Source organism: Methylobacterium sp. HJ2 (assembly GCF_056431005.1).
The window spans coordinates 1-19,585 of the sequence record NZ_JBWJYM010000006.1; the positions used below are offsets into that span (position 1 = coordinate 1).

The 19,585-nt window shown below is 71.2% G+C and carries 13 protein-coding genes and 1 pseudogene; 7 read left to right on the forward strand and 7 right to left on the reverse strand.

The annotated features are described in order from the left end of the window. Positions 1–707, reverse strand: a pseudogene (locus ACS5RC_RS15385) (hypothetical protein); the annotation flags it as partial. 674 nt (positions 708–1,381) lie between these two features. On the opposite strand from ACS5RC_RS15385, the gene gltB reads away from it, so the two are divergent. Continuing rightward, positions 1,382–6,076 carry a glutamate synthase large subunit gene (gltB, locus tag ACS5RC_RS15390; RefSeq protein WP_478344763.1) on the forward strand — a complete coding sequence of 1,565 codons (4,695 nt, stop codon included), beginning with the start codon at positions 1,382–1,384 and terminating at the stop codon, positions 6,074–6,076. A 101-nt stretch (positions 6,077–6,177) separates the two neighbouring features. Next, positions 6,178–7,611, forward strand: coding sequence for a glutamate synthase subunit beta (locus ACS5RC_RS15395; RefSeq protein WP_478344764.1), 1,434 nt, complete (start codon positions 6,178–6,180; stop codon positions 7,609–7,611). Between the two features lie 103 nt (positions 7,612–7,714). Here ACS5RC_RS15395 and ACS5RC_RS15400 read toward each other — a convergent pair whose 3' ends face one another. Beyond that, positions 7,715–7,984, reverse strand: coding sequence for a hypothetical protein (locus ACS5RC_RS15400; RefSeq protein ID WP_478344765.1), 270 nt, complete (start codon positions 7,982–7,984; stop codon positions 7,715–7,717). Positions 7,985–8,390: 406 nt separating this feature from the next. On the opposite strand from ACS5RC_RS15400, the gene ACS5RC_RS15405 reads away from it, so the two are divergent. Continuing rightward, positions 8,391–8,801, forward strand: coding sequence for a hypothetical protein (locus tag ACS5RC_RS15405; RefSeq protein ID WP_478344766.1), 411 nt, complete (start codon positions 8,391–8,393; stop codon positions 8,799–8,801). A 312-nt stretch (positions 8,802–9,113) separates the two neighbouring features. Here ACS5RC_RS15405 and ACS5RC_RS15410 read toward each other — a convergent pair whose 3' ends face one another. Both ACS5RC_RS15410 and ACS5RC_RS15415 read right to left on the reverse strand, forming a co-directional pair. Next, the gene (locus ACS5RC_RS15410) at positions 9,114–9,464 is read right to left on the reverse strand and encodes a hypothetical protein (RefSeq protein ID WP_478344767.1); all 351 of its coding nucleotides are present in this window, start codon (positions 9,462–9,464) and stop codon (positions 9,114–9,116) included. A gap of 257 nt (positions 9,465–9,721) precedes the next feature. Further along, positions 9,722–10,513 carry a hypothetical protein gene (locus ACS5RC_RS15415; protein ID WP_478344768.1) on the reverse strand — a complete coding sequence of 264 codons (792 nt, stop codon included), beginning with the start codon at positions 10,511–10,513 and terminating at the stop codon, positions 9,722–9,724. Positions 10,514–10,664: 151 nt separating this feature from the next. On the opposite strand from ACS5RC_RS15415, the gene ACS5RC_RS15420 reads away from it, so the two are divergent. The 3 genes from ACS5RC_RS15420 (at position 10,665) to ACS5RC_RS15430 (ending at position 13,912) form a co-directional block, all read left to right on the forward strand. Continuing rightward, a complete protein-coding gene (locus tag ACS5RC_RS15420) occupies positions 10,665–10,874 on the forward strand; it encodes a hypothetical protein (protein WP_478344769.1) in 210 nt (69 codons plus the stop codon). 327 nt (positions 10,875–11,201) lie between these two features. Continuing rightward, a complete protein-coding gene (locus ACS5RC_RS15425) occupies positions 11,202–12,635 on the forward strand; it encodes a mannose-1-phosphate guanylyltransferase/mannose-6-phosphate isomerase (RefSeq protein ID WP_478344770.1) in 1,434 nt (477 codons plus the stop codon). Between the two features lie 596 nt (positions 12,636–13,231). Then, positions 13,232–13,912 (forward strand): response regulator transcription factor, encoded by a 681-nt coding sequence (locus tag ACS5RC_RS15430; protein WP_478344771.1) that lies wholly within the window; start codon positions 13,232–13,234, stop codon positions 13,910–13,912. Between the two features lie 147 nt (positions 13,913–14,059). Here ACS5RC_RS15430 and ACS5RC_RS15435 read toward each other — a convergent pair whose 3' ends face one another. From ACS5RC_RS15435 to ACS5RC_RS15445, 3 genes are all read right to left on the reverse strand, one after another. Continuing rightward, complete coding sequence (locus ACS5RC_RS15435; RefSeq protein ID WP_478344772.1) at positions 14,060–15,808, reverse strand: flagellin N-terminal helical domain-containing protein; 1,749 nt, start codon at positions 15,806–15,808, stop codon at positions 14,060–14,062. Between the two features lie 485 nt (positions 15,809–16,293). Further along, positions 16,294–18,033, reverse strand: coding sequence for a flagellin N-terminal helical domain-containing protein (locus ACS5RC_RS15440; RefSeq protein ID WP_478344773.1), 1,740 nt, complete (start codon positions 18,031–18,033; stop codon positions 16,294–16,296). 368 nt (positions 18,034–18,401) lie between these two features. Then, positions 18,402–18,638, reverse strand: a complete 237-nt coding sequence (locus tag ACS5RC_RS15445; protein WP_478344774.1) for a PilZ domain-containing protein — start codon at positions 18,636–18,638, stop codon at positions 18,402–18,404. A 223-nt stretch (positions 18,639–18,861) separates the two neighbouring features. Here ACS5RC_RS15445 and ACS5RC_RS15450 point away from each other — a divergent pair, with 223 nt between their 5' ends. Continuing rightward, on the forward strand, positions 18,862–19,560 hold the full coding sequence (locus tag ACS5RC_RS15450) for a hypothetical protein (RefSeq protein ID WP_478344775.1): 699 nt from the start codon (positions 18,862–18,864) through the stop codon (positions 19,558–19,560). The last annotated feature ends 25 nt before the right edge of the window (positions 19,561–19,585 follow it).

A 19,585-nucleotide genomic window follows, 5' to 3' on the forward strand; every position in this document is an offset into this window, starting at 1 on the left:
CGCCGCGGCGCGGCCGGAGCGCGGGCCGCCGGCGCGGCGCGGCCGGCCGCCGCATCCGGGTTGAGGCCGAGGGGATTGGCCTCGGGATTCGCGCCGGACCGGGCTGGGGCCGGGTCTGTGGCCGAGAGCCGCGGAGCGCTCGGGATCCGCGCCTCGCGGCGCGGGGGCTCGGCCGCGCGCGCCGGCTCGTCCGCCAGCGGGCGGGTCGGATAGGGGGAGCGCCCCGCCCGCAGCGGAGCCGCGTCCGGGATGTCGGCGGGCGGCAGCAGGCGCTCGGCCTGACGGAGGGGGCGGCGGGGCTCGTCCGCCTCGGTCCAGCCGTAGCCCGGCGCCGGACGGACGGGCCGGACGATCGCGACCTCCGGCTCGTCGAGGCGCCGGCGCGCCAGGATGGCGCCGTCCTCGGCATCGACGACGAGACGGACCCGGGCGCCGGCGGGGCTGTAGGCGTCCACGATGTAGGCGCGGCCGTCGAAGCGGGGCCGGCTGATCTCGGTGAAGCCGCGGTCGGCGAGGCGCCAGACGACGGCGCGCCCGGGGAGGATCGGGTCGTCGAAGACATATTGCGCCTGCGCGGGCGCACACAACGTCGCGGCCGCCAGGAGGGTGGAGGCCGCCAGGGCGATCCGGAGGCGCCGCGGGCCGGCGCTGCCGCGGCGGTCCCGGGCGTACGATCGAGTCCCGCCGGGCTTCTGGCTCAGGTCCATCGCTGTCTCATCCGATCTGGCTCGCCGGTCGGCCGCCGGGCCGGCACGGCCCCGCGCCTGGGCTGCCGCCGGCTGCGGGACCGTGCCTGCAGGATCGTTGCCCGCATGCCGCTTGTGCTCGGCACGCTCTTCTAAGCGAACGATTTGGGCGAGATTGCGGGCCGCGGCGCGAGCCGGCGCGGAATCGGTGCGGTCCTTGCTTCGCCGGTGCGGCGCGCCGCGGATCGGGGCTTGCCTCGGCCGGGCCGGGGCCCGGCCGGTCGGCAGGCGCGAGAGGGCCGGCCGCGTCGCGGCTGGACGCGATCGCAAGGCCTCTTGCTGGAACGTTTGAAATCTGGCAATTTCCCGCGTTAGGACAGTACCACTGTCCCATTTGACGGCGGGCGCCGAGGGCGGCGCCCGGATCCTGGGCAGAAGGTTTCGTCACGTGCACGCCGCAACGTCGAAACGGAATCCGAAACCGATCGCCTCGCGGGCGATCCGGGCCCACGCCGGCTGATCCCCAGCCGGCGAGCCCGCGGATGGCGGGCGCCTTCCCCCCGGGGGAAGAACCGGCCTGACCCGACGGGACGATATGACAGGCCCGACATCGGTTGATGATCGGGCACGAAACATGCTCGCATGCGGGCATGACCACGCAGGCATTCGGGTCGAACGTGATGAGAGAGTCGGGCATGTCAGCATCGGGCACCGCGCCGTCCGCCCCCGCCCCGCGGGGCGGCTCCGCGCCGCTGACCGTTCGCGATCCGGCCCTGCCGCGGGCGCAGGGGGCCTACGACCCGGCCCGGGAGCGGGATGCCTGCGGCGTCGGCTTCATCGCCGACATGCACGACCGGCGCACCCACGCCATCGTCGAGCAGGGCCTCAACATCCTGAAGAACCTCGATCATCGCGGGGCGGTCGGCGCCGATCCGAAGATGGGCGACGGCTGCGGCATCCTCACCCAGATCCCGCATGCCTTCTTCGCCGAGGAATGCTCGCGCCTCGGCTTCGAGCTGCCGCCGGCCGGCCAGTACGCCATCGGCCAGCTCTTCCTGCCGAAGGGCGAGGAGCAGCGCCGCATCATCGAGGAGATCGTCGCCAAGGCCCTGGCCGACGAGGGGCTGCCGCTGCTCGGCTGGCGCGACGTGCCGGTCGATCCCTCCGATCTCGGCAAGGCGGTGAAGGAGAGCGAGCCGCATCACCGGCAGGTCTTCATCGGCCGTCCCGCCACGGTGACGGACGAGGACGCCTTCGAGCGCCGGGTCTACGTCGCCCGCAAGGTCATCTCCGGCAAGGTCTACGGCGCGGGCGACCCGCGGCTGATGGAATTCTATCCGGTCTCGGTCTCGACCCGCACCATCGTCTACAAGGGCATGGTGCTGGTGACCCAGCTCGGCGACTACTTCCTCGACCTGAAGGACGAGCGCTTCGTCTCGGCGATCGCGCTGGTGCACCAGCGCTTCGCCACCAACACCTTCCCGACCTGGCGCCTGTCGCATCCCTACCGCTTCGTCGCGCATAACGGCGAGATCAACACGCTGCGCGGCAACGTGAACTGGATGGCCGCCCGCCAGGCGAGCGTCGATTCCGAGCTGTTCGGCAACGACATCTCGAAGATCTGGCCGATCTCCTACGAGGGCCAGTCCGACACCGCCTGCTTCGACAACGCCCTCGAGTTCCTGGTGATGGGCGGCTACCCGCTCGCCCACGCCATGATGATGCTGATCCCGGAGGCCTGGGCCGGCAACCCGCTGATGAGCGAGGAGCGGCGCGCCTTCTACGAGTACCACGCCTCGCTGATGGAGCCCTGGGACGGGCCCGCCGCGGTGGCCTTCACCGACGGGCGCCAGATCGGCGCGACGCTCGACCGCAACGGCCTGCGCCCCGCCCGCTACATCGTCACCGAGGACGGCCTCGTGGTGCTGGCCTCGGAGATGGGCACGCTGCCGATCCCGGACGAGACGATCGTCGAATCCTGGCGCCTGCAGCCGGGCCGCATGCTGCTGATCGACCTCCAGAAGGGCCGCATCGTCTCCGACGAGGAGATCAAGGGCGAGCTCGCCGCCGCGCATCCCTATTCCGAATGGGTCAAGAACACCCAGATCGTGCTGGAGGAGCTGAAGCCCGTCACCGCCCGCGAGACGCGCTCGGACGTCAGCCTGCTCGATCGGCAGCAGGCCTTCGGCTACACCCAGGAAGACCTCAAGCTGCTGATGCAGCCCATGGCGGTCACCGGCCAGGAGGCGGTGGGCTCGATGGGCTCGGACACGCCGCTCTCGGCGCTCTCCGACAAGCCGAAGCCGCTCTACAGCTACTTCAAGCAGAACTTCGCGCAGGTCACGAACCCGCCGATCGACCCGATCCGCGAGGAGGCCGTGATGAGCCTCGTCTCGTTCATCGGGCCGCGGCCCAACCTGCTCGACATGGAGGGCGCCTCGCGCCGCAAGCGCCTCGAGGTGCGCCAGCCGATCCTCACGAACGGCGACCTCGAGAAGATCCGCTCGATCTCCCATTTCGAGGACCGCTTCGACACCAAGACGCTCGACATCACCTTCCCAGCCGAGAGCGGGGCGGGCGCGATGGAGGGCGCCCTCGACCGGCTCTGCGACCGGGCCGAGGTGGCGGTGCGCGGCGGCTACAACATCATCATCCTGTCCGACCGCGCCGTCGGCCCGGACCGCATCCCGATCCCCGCCCTGCTGGCGACCGCGGCGGTGCACAACTACCTGATCCGCAAGGGGCTTCGCACCTCGGTCGGGCTCGTGGTCGAGTCGGGCGAGCCGCGCGAGGTGCATCACTTCGCGTGTCTGGCCGGCTACGGCGCCGAGGCGATCAACCCCTATCTCGCCTTCGAGACGCTGATCGCGATGAAGAGCGAGTTCCCGCCGGACCTCGTCGAGGACGAGATCGTCTACCGCTACATCAAGTCGATCGATAAGGGCCTGCTCAAGGTGATGTCCAAGATGGGCATCTCGACCTACCAGTCCTATTGCGGGGCGCAGATCTTCGACGCGGTCGGCCTGAACTCGGCCTTCGTCGAGAAGGACTTCTTCGGCACCGCCACCATGATCGAGGGCATCGGCATGGCCGAGGTCGCCGAGGAGACGGTGCGGCGCCACCGCGATGCCTTCGGCGACGCCCCGATCTACCGCAGCGCCCTCGATGTCGGCGGCGAGTACGCCTACCGCCTGCGCGGCGAGCTGCACACCTGGACCCCCGACACCGTCGCGACGCTGCAGCACGCGGTGCGCCTGGGCGTGCCCGAGCGCTACCGCGAATACGCCCGGCTGGTGAACGAGCAGGAGAACGAGCTCAAGACCCTGCGCGGGCTGTTCCGGATCAAGGGCGCGGCCGAGCTCGGCCGCGAGCCGGTCGACATCGCCGCGGTCGAGCCCGCCGCCGACATCGTCAAGCGCTTCGCCACCGGGGCGATGTCCTACGGCTCGATCTCCAAGGAGGCGCACGAGACGCTGGCCATCGCGCTGAACTCGTTCGGCGGGCGCTCGAACTCGGGCGAGGGCGGCGAGGAGGTCGAGCGCTTCAAGCCGCTGCCGGACGGGCGCTCGCGCCGCTCGGCGATCAAGCAGGTGGCCTCGGGCCGCTTCGGCGTGACCACCGAGTACCTCGTCAACAGCGACATGATGCAGATCAAGGTCGCGCAGGGCGCCAAGCCCGGCGAGGGCGGCCAGCTGCCCGGCCACAAGGTCGACGCCAAGATCGCCAAGGTCCGCTACGCCACCCCCGGCGTCGGCCTGATCTCGCCGCCGCCCCATCACGACATCTACTCGATCGAGGATCTGGCCCAGCTGATCTTCGACCTGAAGAACGTCAACCCGGCGGCCGACGTCTCGGTGAAGCTCGTCTCCGAGGTGGGCGTCGGCACCGTGGCGGCGGGCGTCGCCAAGGCGCGGGCCGACCACATCACCATCTCGGGCTACGACGGCGGCACGGGGGCGGCGCCGCTCACCTCCCTGAAGCACGCCGGCGGCCCCTGGGAGACGGGGCTGGCCGAGACGCAGCAGACGCTGGTGCTCAACCACCTGCGCGGCCGCATCGCCCTGCAGGCGGATGGCGGCATCCGCACCGGGCGCGACGTCCTGATCGCGGCCTTGCTCGGGGCCGACCAGTTCGGCTTCTCGACCGCGCCGCTGATCGCGGCGGGCTGCATCATGATGCGCAAGTGCCACCTCAACACCTGCCCGGTCGGGGTCGCGACCCAGGACCCGGTGCTGCGCAAGCGCTTCAAGGGCACGCCCGAGCACGTGGTGAACTACTTCTTCTACGTGGCCGAGGAGCTGCGCGAGCTGATGGCCGCGATGGGCTTCACCAAGCTCGACGACCTCGTCGGCCGCTCCGACTTCCTCGACAAGCGCGAGGCGATCGACCACTGGAAGGCCCGCGGCCTCGACTTCTCGAAGCTGTTCCACCGTCCCGACGTCGGGCCGGAGGTGGCGATCCGGCACGTCGAGTCGCAGCACCACCCGATCGACACGGTGCTCGACCGCCGCCTGATCGAGCGGGCGCGGGGCGCGATCGAGACCGGCGAGCCGGTGGTGATCGCGGACGTGATCAGGAACTCGGACCGGGCCGCCGGGGCGATGCTCTCAGGGATGGTCGCCAAGGCGCACGGCCACGAGGGCCTGCCCGACGACACCATCGTGGTGAAGCTGTCCGGCACCGCCGGCCAGAGCTTCGGCGCCTGGACGGCGGCGGGCATCACCCTCGAGCTGACCGGCCACGGCAACGACTACATCGGCAAGGGCCTGTCGGGCGGCAAACTGATCCTCCGCCCGAGCGACGCGCTGCGCTCGCCCGCGGGCCGGACCATCATGGCCGGCAACACGGTGCTGTACGGGGCGATCGCGGGCGAGTGCTACATCCGCGGCTCCGCGGGCGAGCGCTTCGCCGTGCGCAATTCCGGCGCCATCGCGGTGGTGGAGGGCATGGGCGACCACGGCTGCGAGTACATGACCGGCGGCGTCGTCGTGTCGATCGGCGAGACCGGGCGCAACTTCGCGGCCGGCATGTCGGGCGGCCTCGCCTACGTGCTCGACGAGGACGGCTCGTTCTCGGCCCGCTGCAACCTCTCGATGGTCGATCTGGAGCCCGTCGAGGAGGAGGACGACCTGATGCGCCGCTTCCACCAGGACGGCGACCTCGAGACCAAGGGCCGCGTCGACATCCTGGCCGACATGTCGGGCCACGACGAGGAGCGGCTCTCGCAGCTCATCACCAACCATCTCAAGTACACGGGCAGCCCGCGCGCCAAGGCGATCCTCGACGATTGGGCGACCTACCGCACCAAGTTCGTGAAGGTGATGCCGGTGGAGTACCGCCGGGCCCTGCGCGAGATGGAGATGGCGCGGATGCCGGTCGCGGCGGAGTAATCGACATCCGACCGGGCGGTCTCCGCCCGGTCTCCCGCTCTCAGGGTACGCTACGACGCGGGCAGCGCAGTCACGGGACTCGCCGGCCTAGGGACCGATCAATGGGCAAGATCACAGGCTTCCTCGAATTCGACCGGCAGGAGCAGAAGTACCAGCTCGCCGCCGACCGGATCCGGCATTTCCGCGAGTTCACGCTGCCGCTCGACGAGCATGACCTCACCAAGCAGGCGGCGCGCTGCATGGATTGCGGCATCCCGTTCTGCCACGGCCCGACCGGCTGCCCGGTGCACAACCAGATCCCCGACTGGAACGACCTCGTGTTCCAGTCCGACTGGGAGGAGGCCTCGCGCAACCTCCACTCCACCAACAACTTCCCCGAATTCACCGGCCGCGTCTGCCCGGCGCCCTGCGAGGAGGCGTGCACGCTGAACCTCGAGAACCAGCCGGTCGCCATCAAGACGATCGAGCAGGCGATCGCCGATCGCGCCTGGAACATGGGCTGGGTCAAGCCCGAGCCGTCCGCGACCCGGACGGGCAAGCGCGTGGCTGTGGTGGGCTCGGGCCCGGCCGGCATGGCGGCGGCCCAGCAGCTCGCCCGGGTCGGGCACGACGTCCACGTCTTCGAGCGCGAGCCGAAGGCCGGCGGCCTGCTCCGCTACGGCATCCCGGACTTCAAGATGGAGAAGCGCCACATCGACCGGCGCGTGAAGCAGATGGAGGCCGAGGGCGTCGTCTTCCACTACAACCAGAATATCGGCGTGACGAAGCCGGTGGAGGAGCTGAAGGCCGAGTTCGACGCCGTGATCTTCTGCGGCGGCGCCGAGGATCCGCGCAACCCGCAGCTGCCGGGCCAGGATCTCGAGGGCGTGCACTACGCCATGCCCTACCTCGTGCAGTCGAACCGGCGCGTCGCCGCCGAGCCGATGCGCGGCAACGGCGAATTGCCGATCATGGCGGCCGGCAAGAACGTGGTGGTGATCGGCGGCGGCGACACCGCCTCCGACTGCGTCGGCACCGCCTTCCGCCAGGGTGCGCTGTCGGTGACGCAGCTCGACATCCGCCCGCGCCCGCCCGAGCGGGAGGACAAGCTGACGGTGTGGCCGTACTGGCCGACCAAGATGCGGACCTCGTCGAGCCAGGCCGAGGGCGCCGAGCGCGAGTTCCAGGCCGCCACCCTGCGGGTCGAGGGCAACAGGAAGGGCCACGTCACCGGCGTCGTCTGCGCCCGGGTCGATGCCAAGCGTCAGCCGATCCCGGGCAGCGAGTTCGTGCTGCCGGCCGATCTCGTCTTCATGGCGATCGGCTTCGCGGGCTCGATCCAGAAGGGCCTGCTGGAGCAGTCCGGCGTCGGCGTGTCAAAGCGCGGCAATGTCGAGGCGAACGAGGAGGATTACCGCACCTCCGACGAGAAGATCTGGGCCGCGGGCGACATGCGCCGCGGCCAGTCCCTGGTCGTCTGGGCGATCCGCGAGGGCCGTCAGGCCGCCCGCTCGATCGACGAGGCGCTGACGGGCGCGAGCATCCTGCCGCGCTGAGAGCGGAACCCGGTCGGCCCGGTAGTCCCGGACCGGCCGCCGCAGGCGACGGACGGGGCGGGCCCGCACCGCCCGAGCCCGCGCGGAGACGCCCGGACGGCCGTCAGGCGAGCCAGAGGGCGAGCGCGATCACCGCGATCGCGAGCGCGATGAACCCCGCGAAAGCCGGCAGGACCCAGCTCCGGCGCCCATGCGGATCGGCGAAGCGCTGTGCCTTGCGGGTCGCCGCCTCGGTCTCGCGCGCCAGAGCGATCCGCTCGGGGGAGGGCGGCGTGCCCGCGACCTCGTCGCAGGTGCCGAGCTGCGCCATGCCGGGGTCGTAATGCGCGACCTTGTCGCCGGTTCGCCCGCTGTCGATGTCAGCCTTGAGCATGGCGGATGTCGGCTTGTCGGACGCCGGCGGCGCGCGAACGGAGAGGTCGCCGGGCGGCGGCGGATCTTCGGACCGGAACACCATCATACCCTCCTCGGGCCTCGCCCGCGCCCAATTCTGCACCGAGAACCGGACGGACCGACGCGCCGAACCCGCCCGGCGAACGCGTCGGCCGGTCCGCAGGCGACGCGCCGGCTCCCATAGGCGGGGCAATGCCCCAGGGGACCCAATGTTTCCCGCCGGGAGCGGCGCGGCCGCGGGGCGGCCTGTCCACGCGGCCTCCGCCTTGCGGCCCCGCCGCACCCGATCCATGGTCCGCCCGGCCCAGCTCCCGCCCGTCCGGGTGCGGCACGGTCCGCCACGCCGCCACCGGCGACGGGGTGCCTTGAATGACACGGAGGCTCGCATGCCGAACCATCGCCTCGCGATCGCCGCGCTGCTGCTCCTGCCGAGTGCCGGCTGCAGCACCCTGATCCAGGCCCCGATGCGGACGGGCAGCCTGCCCCAGGCGACGGGGCCGGATCCCGGCACCGCCGCCGAGCCCGGGCGACAGACGCGGCTCCGGCCCGCGCCGGGCCGGGTGCCGTCGGCGCGGGCCAACCGGGGCCGATCGGACCTGGTCGATCCCTATGCGGCGTTGCGCGAGTCCGAGGCGGATCGGCGCCACTGGGCGCAGGAGCCCGGCTCCGACGTCGCCAACCTCCAGCCGCGAGGCGCCCTCCGCCCGGCGACGGCATCGCAGGCGCAGCCCACCGCGACGTCGAGCCTGCCGGAGGGCCGGCCGCGGCGGGCCAGCGACGTCGTCCCGATCGATTGAGACCGCGCCGAAGCATCCCGCCCGAGCCTCAGGATGGCGGCCCCGGCCGGCATCCGCCCCGCCGGTCCGAAGCCGCGCCGCCGATCGGGGACGCGGGCCTCCGGTCGCGGCCGGCCGAGGCCCCGGAGGGGCCTGCGCCGGAATCCTCCAGGGGGCGGATGTCGAGAGCCCGTCGTCGGGACTGCCTGGGCGGGATCGGGACGCGGCCGGGGATGGGATGTCCGCGGGCTGCCCGCGATCGGCCAGGGCGAAGCCAGCCGTCCGGGACGGGCCATCGCTCAGCGAAGCGGCAGCCCCGGCGCCGGACGCGCTCTAGCCCCTGGCCTGTTCGGAGCGAACCGCCTCTCTGAGGACGTCGAGCACGCGGCGGCGCGCCTCCGCGCCCTCGAGGGTCGCCCACAGGCGGAGCATCTCCGCGGTGCCCGGATCCGCCGAGGCGGGAAAGAAACTTTCGACCGGGCAGCCGATCGCGTCGGCGATCCGGTGCAGCATCGCCTCGATACGAGATGGGGTGTTGCCGTCACGCGAGACTTCGGCGGGACGATTCACGAAGCTCCTCTCCTCCGCTGCCGTACCGGCACCCGCTGGCCCCGGCCCCGGAATCCCGAACCCGAGGCGATCGGTCGAACGGACCGGCGGCCACGGCGTATCGGGCAGAACCACGCTCGTTCATCGGCGCCGGAAACTGAATGACCCGTCTATACCAGATCCGGCCGGCGGACATGACTATTCCGGGCGGGATCAAGCGGACACGGATCGATGAAAACCGTGTCCGCTCAACAGATTGGTCGTCGCACGCGGTCGATTTGCCCGGCGCGGCGGGTTTGGTAGGAGCCGGTCATCTCACAAACTTGTGATGCCTCCGCTCGCGCGCTCGCACGGCGCGAGGGGCTCGTGGAGCGCGGTCGCGGCGGCCGGCGTCAGGCCGACCCGTCGATCGCGGCGACCGGTTCGGCCCCGTCCGCCCACCCGGGCTCCGGCCCGATGTCCGCTTCCGGGGACGCGCCGACGCGCCGCAGGCGGGCGCGCTCGGCCGCCTCGGCGGCGCATTTCGCGGCGTGGCCGGCGCGGTTCACGAGCTGGAGATTCGGCAGCCCCCAGAACCCGAGCAGGGTCGGCCACGCCGTCTCGCGATGCGACCGCCAGACCTCGTACAGGGGCACGCGATGATCGACCTCGGCGCTGCGGAGCAGGCGCTTGCCCGAGACGGCGCAGCGGCGGAGTTGGCGCACCCGGAGCACCTTCGCGGATTCGCTCGGCGCCGCCCAGAAGGTCCATGCCGTCACGCAGGCCGCGTGCCAGCGGGCCGTCCGGTTCGGGCTGCCCCAGAGATCCGCATGCCAGCCGAAGCGGTAGACCGGCTGGCCGCAGATGCAGCAGGTGCCCTTGCCCGTCCGGTGGGCGCTCTCGCGGTACGGAGCGGGCGGAAGCCGGAAGCTGCCGGGCAGCCCGTCTCCGGTCTCCGCGGACAGGCGCCACCGCCATCCCTCCGGTTGTCCCGAGCGCGCGGCGAGCGCCCGCGCCAGGCGGTCGGCGCGCAGGACGTGGCTCCGCCAGTAGCTCTCGACCGCGAGGCGGGGCGTCGGCGGGATTAGGGGACGCGCGAGCGCGTGGCGCAGGACCGGAGCGGGAAAGACCGCCGGCAGGCTCCGTTCCAGGCGTGCCAGCGCCCGCGCATTCCGTGCCGCCCGCCATTCCGATGACGCCGTCATATGCCCATCCCGCCGCCCTGGGGATCCTCGCGCCGCAGCGCCTGCAAGCCCCCGAAGCACCGGCAGCCATGTCCGGAGCGGGGTTGCGACGCCCGGGCCAGCCCTTATCACAAGCTGTGCCTTTCGAGGGCATGCCACCCGAGGAGTTCGGATGACCCTGGACGTTCCGCACGATCGCTCCGCCGCGCCGCTCTCGGACGTCGCCGCCACCCCCGGGCCGGCCGCGGCGCAATCCGGAGCCCCGGCGGATCCGGCTGCCGAAACGCCGCCCGTCGGCGGACCGGACGCGACGCAGCCGGACGCGCAGGCCGAGGAGCCCGCGGCAACCGACGCCTTCGAGGCGTTCGGGTCGTTCTCGTAGGCGGGAACGGCGGAGCCGGTGCGAAGCTTACTCGAAGTCGTCTCGGCTAGGGCGTGCCGCGAAGTCAGATACCGCACTCTGTCCCGGTGACCGCGTATTGAAAACGTGCAATATCCCGCCCCGTACCGGGGACAAACCCGATGCCGGGGGTCGGCCCCCTCGAAGGGTCGCGCGCGTCAGGGTTGCACGGTATCGACTTTGCAAGTGGACTTCCACGGACCGGCGGCGCACCCAGCGGCCGGTCGGGGCAGGCGGCACCGGGTCGATGGCTCCCCGCACGCCGGGAGTGACCGACGTGTTCGGAAATGGAGTATCGCAGTGATCGAGATGAGCCCTGAGCGCCACGCCGGCATCCGCCCCGTGATCCTGTGCGGCGGCTCGGGAACACGGCTCTGGCCCGCCTCGCGGGAGAGCATGCCCAAGCAGTTCGCCCGCCTCGTCGATCCGGAGCTGTCGACCTTCCAGGCCACGGCGCTGCGCGTCGCCGCCCCGGAGATCTTCGGCAGGCCCACCGTGATCGCCAACGCGGATTCGCGCTTCATCGTCGCCGAGCAGCTCGCCCAGGTCGGCCTAGGTGCCGACATCCTGCTCGAGCCGCAGGGGCGGGACTCGGCCGCGGCGGTGGCCGTGGCGGCGCTCCACGCCGCCCGGACCGAGCCGCAGGCGGTGGTGCTGATCATGGCCGCCGACCACGTCATCGGCGACGCGCCGGCCTTCCGGGCCGCGGTGGCCGCAGCCGCCGTCGGAGCCCGCGCGGGCTACACCATGACGCTCGGCATCGAGCCGACGCGCGCGGCCACCGATTACGGCTACATCCGCCGCGGGGCCCCCCTGGCGGAGGCGCCGGGCGCCTACGCCGTCGACCGGTTCGTCGAGAAGCCGGACGCGCAGGGGGCCGAGAGCCTGATCGCCGACGGCGCGCTCTGGAACTCGGGCTACTTCCTGTTCCGCGCCGACGTGATGATCGAGGAGTTCGAGACCCACGCGCCCGAGGTGCTCGCCGGCGCCCGCGCCGCCCTCGCGGCGGCCGTGACCGACCTCGACTTCACCCGCCTCGACGCGGCCACCTTCGCCCTGGTGCCCAAGATCTCGGTCGACTACGCCGTGATGGAGCGGACCGAGCGGGCGGGCGTGCTGCCGGTCTCCTTCCCGTGGTCCGACGTCGGAACCTGGGACGCGGTCTGGCAGGTGCTCGAGCACGACACGCAGGGCAACGCGCTGCGCGGCCGGGTCGAGCTGATCGGGACCCGAAACAGCCTCGTGCACAGCGAGGGCGAGGGGCTGACCACGGTGGTCGGGCTGGAGGACGTCGTAGTGGTGAGCACGCCCGACGCGGTGCTCGTCGCCTCCAAGGCCCGCTCGGGCCAGGTGAAGGAACTCGTCGGGCGCCTGCGCGCGCAATCCCATCCCGAGGCGGATGCGCATCTGCGGATGTACCGCCCGTGGGGCTGGTATCAGCGGATCGACATCGGCGAGCGCTTCCAGGTCAAGCGCATCCAGGTGACGCCGGGCGGCCGGCTCTCGCTGCAGAAGCACTTCCACCGGGCCGAGCACTGGGTGGTGGTGCGCGGCACCGCCGAGGTGACGATCGACGAGCGCGTGGTGCTGGTCCACGAGAACGAGGCGATCTACCTGCCGATCGGCTCGATGCACCGCCTCGCCAACCCGGGCAAGATCCCGCTCGAGCTCATCGAGGTGCAGGTCGGCTCCTACACGGGCGAGGACGACATCATCCGCGTCGAGGACATCTACGGGCGCTGATCCGCGCCGAACCGCGCGCGCCCGCCATCCGCGGGCAGCGCTCCGATCCTCCGAACATCCCGCCGAGGCTGCGACCGCCGCCTCGGCCGCTCCCGTGAGAACGACCCGTCCCGTCGGCTGACTGGGGAGCGGGACCCCGCCGCGCCCGATCCGGCACGGCCTGCGGCGCGCCCCGACGCGGCCCGATCGACGCCGACCCGGGCGGTCGATCCGCTAAGCGTCCCGTCCGATCGCCCGCGCCGTCCACCCGACCGCGCCTCGCATCGACCAGCCGCACGACCGCCTTCGACCGGCGGGCGGAGCCTGCGTCCGCGCCGCAGACCGGAACTCCCATCGCACCGAGCGTTGCAGCGCGGCCACAGTGCGGCCGTACCGGTGCTGGCTCAAGGCAGCGTTAACAGGCCGTTAACCATTGCCTTGCATGTCTGAGCTTAACAAAACGTTCACACATCGACCGGCCCGACAGTAATCGAAACCAGCAATCTCGATATTCGCGCTGGCCGTCGCTACCCGATTCAGATCAGCACACCAACCCGGCCTCACCGCACGCGGCGTTACGCGGAGCGAACGGGGTCGCGTGCCTGGGAAAGAGAAAGATGTACATCGTCGTCGACGAGCGGGAGAGTGTCACGGCCCAGTACGTGGCCGGGTTCACCCAGGAGGGCGTCCCCGCCCAGGGCCTCTTCGCCCGGCACTTCCAGGATTGGCTCAGCGTCGCCCCGATCGAGGATCTCTCGCGGATCGAAGGCTTCGTGCTCGGCGATTGCGACGATCGTCCGCGCTGCACCGCGGCGATCCGCAGCCTGTCCCAGGCCCCGATCATCGCCCTGAACGAGACCCGCTCCCTGGAGCAGACCCTCGCCCTCTTCACCGCCGGCATCGACGACGTGGTGCGCAAGCCGGTCCATGTCCGCGAGATCCTGGCGCGGGCCACCGCGATCCGCCGCCGGGTCAGCCGCGGCGTCGCGAAGCCGGCCTCTCCCGACCGCGACGGCCGCCTCGTCGTCCACATGGACGGGCGCGATCCCGAGATCGACGGCCAGAGCCTGCTCCTACCCCGGCGCGAGCGCCACATCCTCGAATACCTCGCCAAGAACCGCGGCCGGCAGGTGACCAAGGGCCAGATCTTCAACGCGGTCTACGGCGACCTCGAGACCGCCTGCGAGGAGAGCGTGGTCGAGGGCCACATCTCGAAGCTGCGCAAGAAGCTTCGCGCCCGCATCGGCTACGATCCGATCGAGGCCAAGCGCATGGCGGGCTACACCTTCGTGGGCTGAGGGGCCCGGCCGGACCGGCTGCGGGGCGGGGCGTTCGTTCGCCGATCCGCCGAACGCCGACACGCCCAAATTCAGGCCGCGCCGGGGACCGGCGCGGCCTCTCTGTTTGGGCCCCGGACCTCCCCGGCGCGGGGTGGCTCAGGCGTCCTAGCGGAAGAGCGAGAGGACGTTCTGGCTGGAGGAGTTGGCGATCGAAAGCGCCTGCACGGCCAGCTGCTGCTGGGTCTGCAACGCCTTCAGCTTTGTCGACTCCTCTTCCACGTCGGCATCCACCAGGATGCCGATGGTGCGGTCGTTGGCCTTCATCAGCGTGTCCACGAAGGTCTTCTGGCCGTCGATCTGGGTCTTGTTGGCGCCGAGCTTGGTGCCCGCGTCGGTGATCTTGGCGATGGCCTTGTCGACCTGGGTGATGATGTTGCCCAGCACGGTGTCGTCGGTGACGGCCGCGATGTTGATGGTCTTGACCGAGAAGCCGGTGGTGCCGACCGTGTCGAGGATGCCCTGCGCGGTCGCCGTGCCGGCATTGGTGCCGTTGCCGGTATAGACCGTCGCGCCGACGCCGCCCGCGCTGCCCGCGGCGGTCTGGCCGCTGGTGAAGCCGAAGCTCACGACGTTGGCGCCCGCCACGGTCACGCTGGCGCCGGTCCCCGTGAGGGAGTTCGTGAAGGTCAGCTTGCTCGCCGCGAAGGAGACCGTGGCGGTGCTGCCCTGGGAGGCCAGCGCCGAGTTGATCATCGCGGCGATGTCGGCGCCGTTCACGGAGGTGTTGGTGCCCGACGTCGCGCTGCCGCCGAGGTTCGAATAGGTCGTGGCGTTGAGGGTCACGGTCTTGGGGCCCGAGCCGTCGTCGACGGTGATCACCTTCGAGCCCGAGGACAGGTCGAGGTTGGCGTAGTTGGTGCCCGCGACGAGGCTGGGTGCCGCCGGGGGCGTCCCGGCATTCACGCCGAAGCCGATATCGATCGGGCTGCCCGTGGGCTGCGCCACCTGGACCGAGAGGTTGGCGGCCGACCCGACGGCGGTGGTGCTGAAGGTGAGGCGGCCCTGGCTGTCGAGGCCGGCCGCGACCTTCGTCTTCAGCGCGGTCGAGGCCGAGATCTGGTTGTTGATCGCCGACAGGAACTCGTCCGCCGTCACCTTCGACAGGTTGGCCGCCGCCGAGGCCAGCGAGGCCTTGTTCAGCCGGATCGTGTCCGTCGAGGCGCCCACCGTCACCTGGATCGCCACCTCGTTGGTGCCCGAGAAATCCGCCGTGCCGCTGTTGGCCGTGCCCGCCCGGAAGCCGCTCGTGCCCGTCAGCGAGGTCGTGCCGACGATGAGGGCGTTGGTGGCGTCGGTGGTCACGTTGGTGCTGTTGAGGTCGTACAGCTTGATCCCGCCGACATCGATGCCGACCTTCGAGAAGGTGATCGTGCCCGCCGCGTCGCGCGAGAAGCCCGCGATCACGTTCTGGATCGCCTTGTAGGCGGTGTTGGACGCGGCCGAGTTCACCGACAGCCAGTTCTGGCCCGAGGACACCGACGAGTCGGCCGTCGCCTGCATCTTGCTCTGGATGGCGGCGACCTCGGTCTGCACCTTGGAGCGGTCGACGCCGGGCTGCAGCGCGGTCTGCAGCTTGGCGCGCAGGTTCTGCATGTCGGACAGGATCGAGGTCAGGCCGTTATAGGCGGTGTCGACCGAGGAGGAGCCGAGGCCGAGCGAGTCCTTGACCGCCGAGAGCGAGGTGTTGTCGGTGCGCACGGTGGTGGCGATGGACCAGTAGGCGGCGTTGTCCGAGGCGGCCGAGACGCGCTGGCCGGTGGAGACGCGGTTGCTGGTCATGTCGAGCTGGCTGTTGATGCTTTTCAGCGTCGTCAGCGCCGTCATGGCGGCGTTGTTGGTCAGCAGGCTGGTCACGGGTCGGGCTTTCCGGGATCGAGAGTGCGGGGGGAGGTCCGTATCCGGGCTCGCACCGGGGCAGCGCGGCCATGCGGGACCGCAGGCCCCTGGCGGCGGGGCCGGACTGCGCGTTGGACATCCGGACTTTCACCGGGGCAGCGGGCCGACATCATGTCTCTGGGCGTCTCCGCCCATCCGCTGCACTCACCGCGGCGCCGCTCCACAGAGACCGATCGGAGGAAGCGCCGTGGATTGGACTCTCCGCAATCCGAGTTAGCGGCCGATTAAGCTAAACAACCGGCACCCGGAAAAATCGATCCGTTAACAGTAACTCTTCCTTAAGCTATGCAATCCGGCCGCTCATCCGCCCAGAACAGCAACAAGGCCGCACCCGTGGGATGCGGCCTTGCTTGAGTCTCGCGATGAGATCTTGCGCGTCCGGGACGCCGATACCGGCCCGGGGCCCGTGCCGGGCGTGCCCGGCGCGGGGTGGCTCAGGCGTCCTAGCGGAAGAGCGAGAGGACGTTCTGGCTGGAGGAGTTGGCGATCGAGAGCGCCTGCACGGCCAGCTGCTGCTGGGTCTGCAGCGCCTTCAGTTTGGTCGACTCCTCCTCGACGTCGGCATCGACCAGGATGCCGATGGTGCGGTCGTTGGCCTTCATCAGCGTGTCCACGAAGGTCTTCTGACCGTCGATCTGGGTCTTGTTGGCGCCGAGCTTGGTGCCGGCATCCGTCACCTTGGCGATGGCCTTGTCGACCTGGGTGATGATGTTGCCCAGCACGGTGTCGTCGGTGACGGCCGCGATGTTGATGGTCTTGACCGAGAAGCCGGTGGTGCCGACCGTGTCGAGGATGCCCTGCGCGGTCGCCGTGCCGGCATCCGTGCCGTAGCCGGTGATGCCGTTGGTGCCCGTGCCGGACGCCGTCTGGCCGCTGGTGAAGCCGAAGCTGGTGACGTCGGTGCCCGCGAGCGTGACCTTGGACGCGCTGCCCGCGACGGAGCTCGTGACGGTCAGCTTGCTCGCCGCGAAGGAGACCGTGGCCTTGCTGCCCTGGGAGGCCAGCGACGCGTTGATCATCGCGGCGATGTCGGCGCCGTTCACCGAGGTGTTGGCCGTCGAGGTCGCGGCGCCGCCGAGCGCCGTGTAGGACGCGGCGTTGAGGGTCACGGTCTTGGCGCCCGAGCCGTCATCGACGGTGATGACCTTCGAGCCCGAGGACAGGTCGAGGTTCGAGTAGTTGGTGCCCGCGACCACGCTCGGCGCGGCGCTGACGCCGAAGCCGACGTCGATCAGGGTGTTGCTGACGCCCGCGTTCACCGACGCGACGGCGTTCTGGACCGTGACGGTCTGGGTCGAGCCGCTGGCGGTGGTGTTGAAGGTGAGCCGGCCCTGGCTGTCGAGGCCGGCGGTGACCTTCGTCTTCAGCGCGGTCGAGGCCGAGATCTGGTTGTTGATCGCCGACAGGAACTCGTCCGTCGTCACCTTCGAGAGGTTGGCCGCCGCCGAGGCCAGCGAGGCCTTGTTCAGCCGGATCGTGTCCGTCGAGGCGCCCACCGTCACCTGGATCGCCACCTCGTTGGTGCCCGAGAAATCCGCCGTGCCGCTGTTGGCCGTGCCCGCCCGGAAGCCGCTCGTGCCCGTCAGCGAGGTCGTGCCGGTGACGAGGGCGTTGGTGGCGTCGGTGGTCACGTTGGTGCTGTTGGCGTCGTACAGCTTGATCCCGCCGACATCGATGCCGACCTTCGAGAAGGTGATCGTGCCCGCCGCATCGCGCGAGAAGCCCGCGATCACGTTCTGGGTGGACTTGTAGGCGGTGTTGGACGCGGCCGAGTTCACCGACAGCCAGTTCTGGCCCGAGGACACCGACGAGTCGGCCGTCGCCTGCATCTTGGCCTGGATGGCGGCGACCTCGGTCTGCACCTTGGAGCGGTCGACGCCGGGCTGCAGCGCGGTCTGCAGCTTGGCGCGCAGGTTCTGCAGGTCGGACAGGATCGAGGTCAGGCCGTTATAGGTGGTGTCGACCGCCGAGGAGCCGAGGCCGAGCGAGTCCTTGACCGCCGAGAGCGAGGCGTTGTCGGTGCGCACGGTGGTGGCGATGGACCAGTAGGCGGCGTTGTCCGAGGCGGCCGAGACGCGCTGGCCGGTGGAGACGCGGTTGCTGGTCATGTCGAGTTGGCTGTTGATGCTTTTCAGCGTCGTCAGCGCCGTCATGGCGGCGTTGTTGGTCAGCAGGCTGGTCACGGGTCGGGCTTTCCGGGATCGAGAGTGCGGGGGGAGGTCCGTATCCGGGCTCGCACCGGGGCAGCGCGGCCGTGCGGGACCGCAGGCCCCTGGCGGCGGGGCCGGACTGCGCGTTGGACATCCGGACTTTCACCGGGGCAGCGGGCCGACATCATGTCTCTGGGCGTCTCCGCCCATCCGCTGCGCTCACCGCGGCGCCGGCCCGTCTCGCGATGGGGGCGCCGATGCCTGCACTCTGACGGCATCGCCTTATCAAGCGATTAAGTCTGGCCTGCCGGGGAATCGCGGTGCGGGACGATTCGCGGCGCCGCACGCAAAGCTGCGGCCCCGGCGCATTCGACCGCCGCGCGCTTCCATCGGCCGCGATCTCACCCGAAGGTGACGCCCACGAACTCGCCCCGGCGCCAGCGCAGGTGCACCGCCACGGTGCGCAGGTCGTGGGCCGCGATCACGAGGTCGAAGCGCTCGGGCAGGGCGATGTCGGGCGAGACCCGGATCTTGGCGCCGCTGCGCGACAGGTCGCGGATCACGCAGGCGACGAGCTGGCCGCCGATCACGATCCGTCCCTGCTGCACCACGCGGTGGCGCTTCGGACGGTCGGACACCGCGGCTCCGGGAGCGGCTTCGGATCCCGGGCGCTCCGGACCGTCCCGCACGTCGTCGCTCCGTTGGTCCATGCCGGCCCCGCGCCTTCCTCCCGGGCGGCGCCCGGCCGTCCCCACGGGCTCGAAACCCGCCGGGGCCCGACCCTAGGGCGGGCGTCGTTAACGAAGCCTCAAGCATAACCGGCGACTTCTGGTTGACGCATTTCGGAGCCCGCCTGATCCCATGACCACCACCCCGGCCCCGTCAAAACCGGTCGCACCGGGTTCGACCGAGCCAGGGTCGTTCCCCGCGCGGTCGATCGAGACCGGCGCGCCCAAGGCTGGCGCGCCCAAGGCTGGCATGCCCAAGGCCGGCATGCCCAAGACAGGCGCGATCCGGGCCGGATCCGCGCCGGCGGCTTCGCGGGCCGCGGCGACGCGGCCGGACCGGCTGCCGCCACGCCCGCTCGCGGGCCTCATCGCCCTGCGGCGCGCCCGGGAGGCCAGCGTCGAGCGGGCGGCAGCGGCCGTCGCTGTCCTCGTCGCCGCGACGGCCAGCGGCTTCGCGGGCTACGCGATCGCCCACCGCAGCGACACCTACGACGTCCGGGCGGTTCTGCCGCCGCAGGCCGGCCCCTTCGCCTGGAAGCGCGGCGTGACGCCGACGCGCGCCGCGGCGCCCGATCTCGATCCCACCACCACGGGCGCGCTGCCCGAGCGCCCGGCCCGCGCCGCCGAGCGCGCCGAGCCGGCCGGCCCCGGCGACTACGTCCTGCGCGGCGTCAGCGGCAGCGTCGCGCTGCTCGAGGGCGAGGGCGGGCGCGTCGCCGTCTCGACGGGCGACGTGGTGCCGGGCGCGGGCCGGGTCCTGGCCATCCGCAACACCGGCGCGGGCTGGGTGGTGATCACCACGCAGACCATCTTCGGGCCCGCGCCGCAATGAGCGCCCGCCGCCGCCCGCTCCGCGG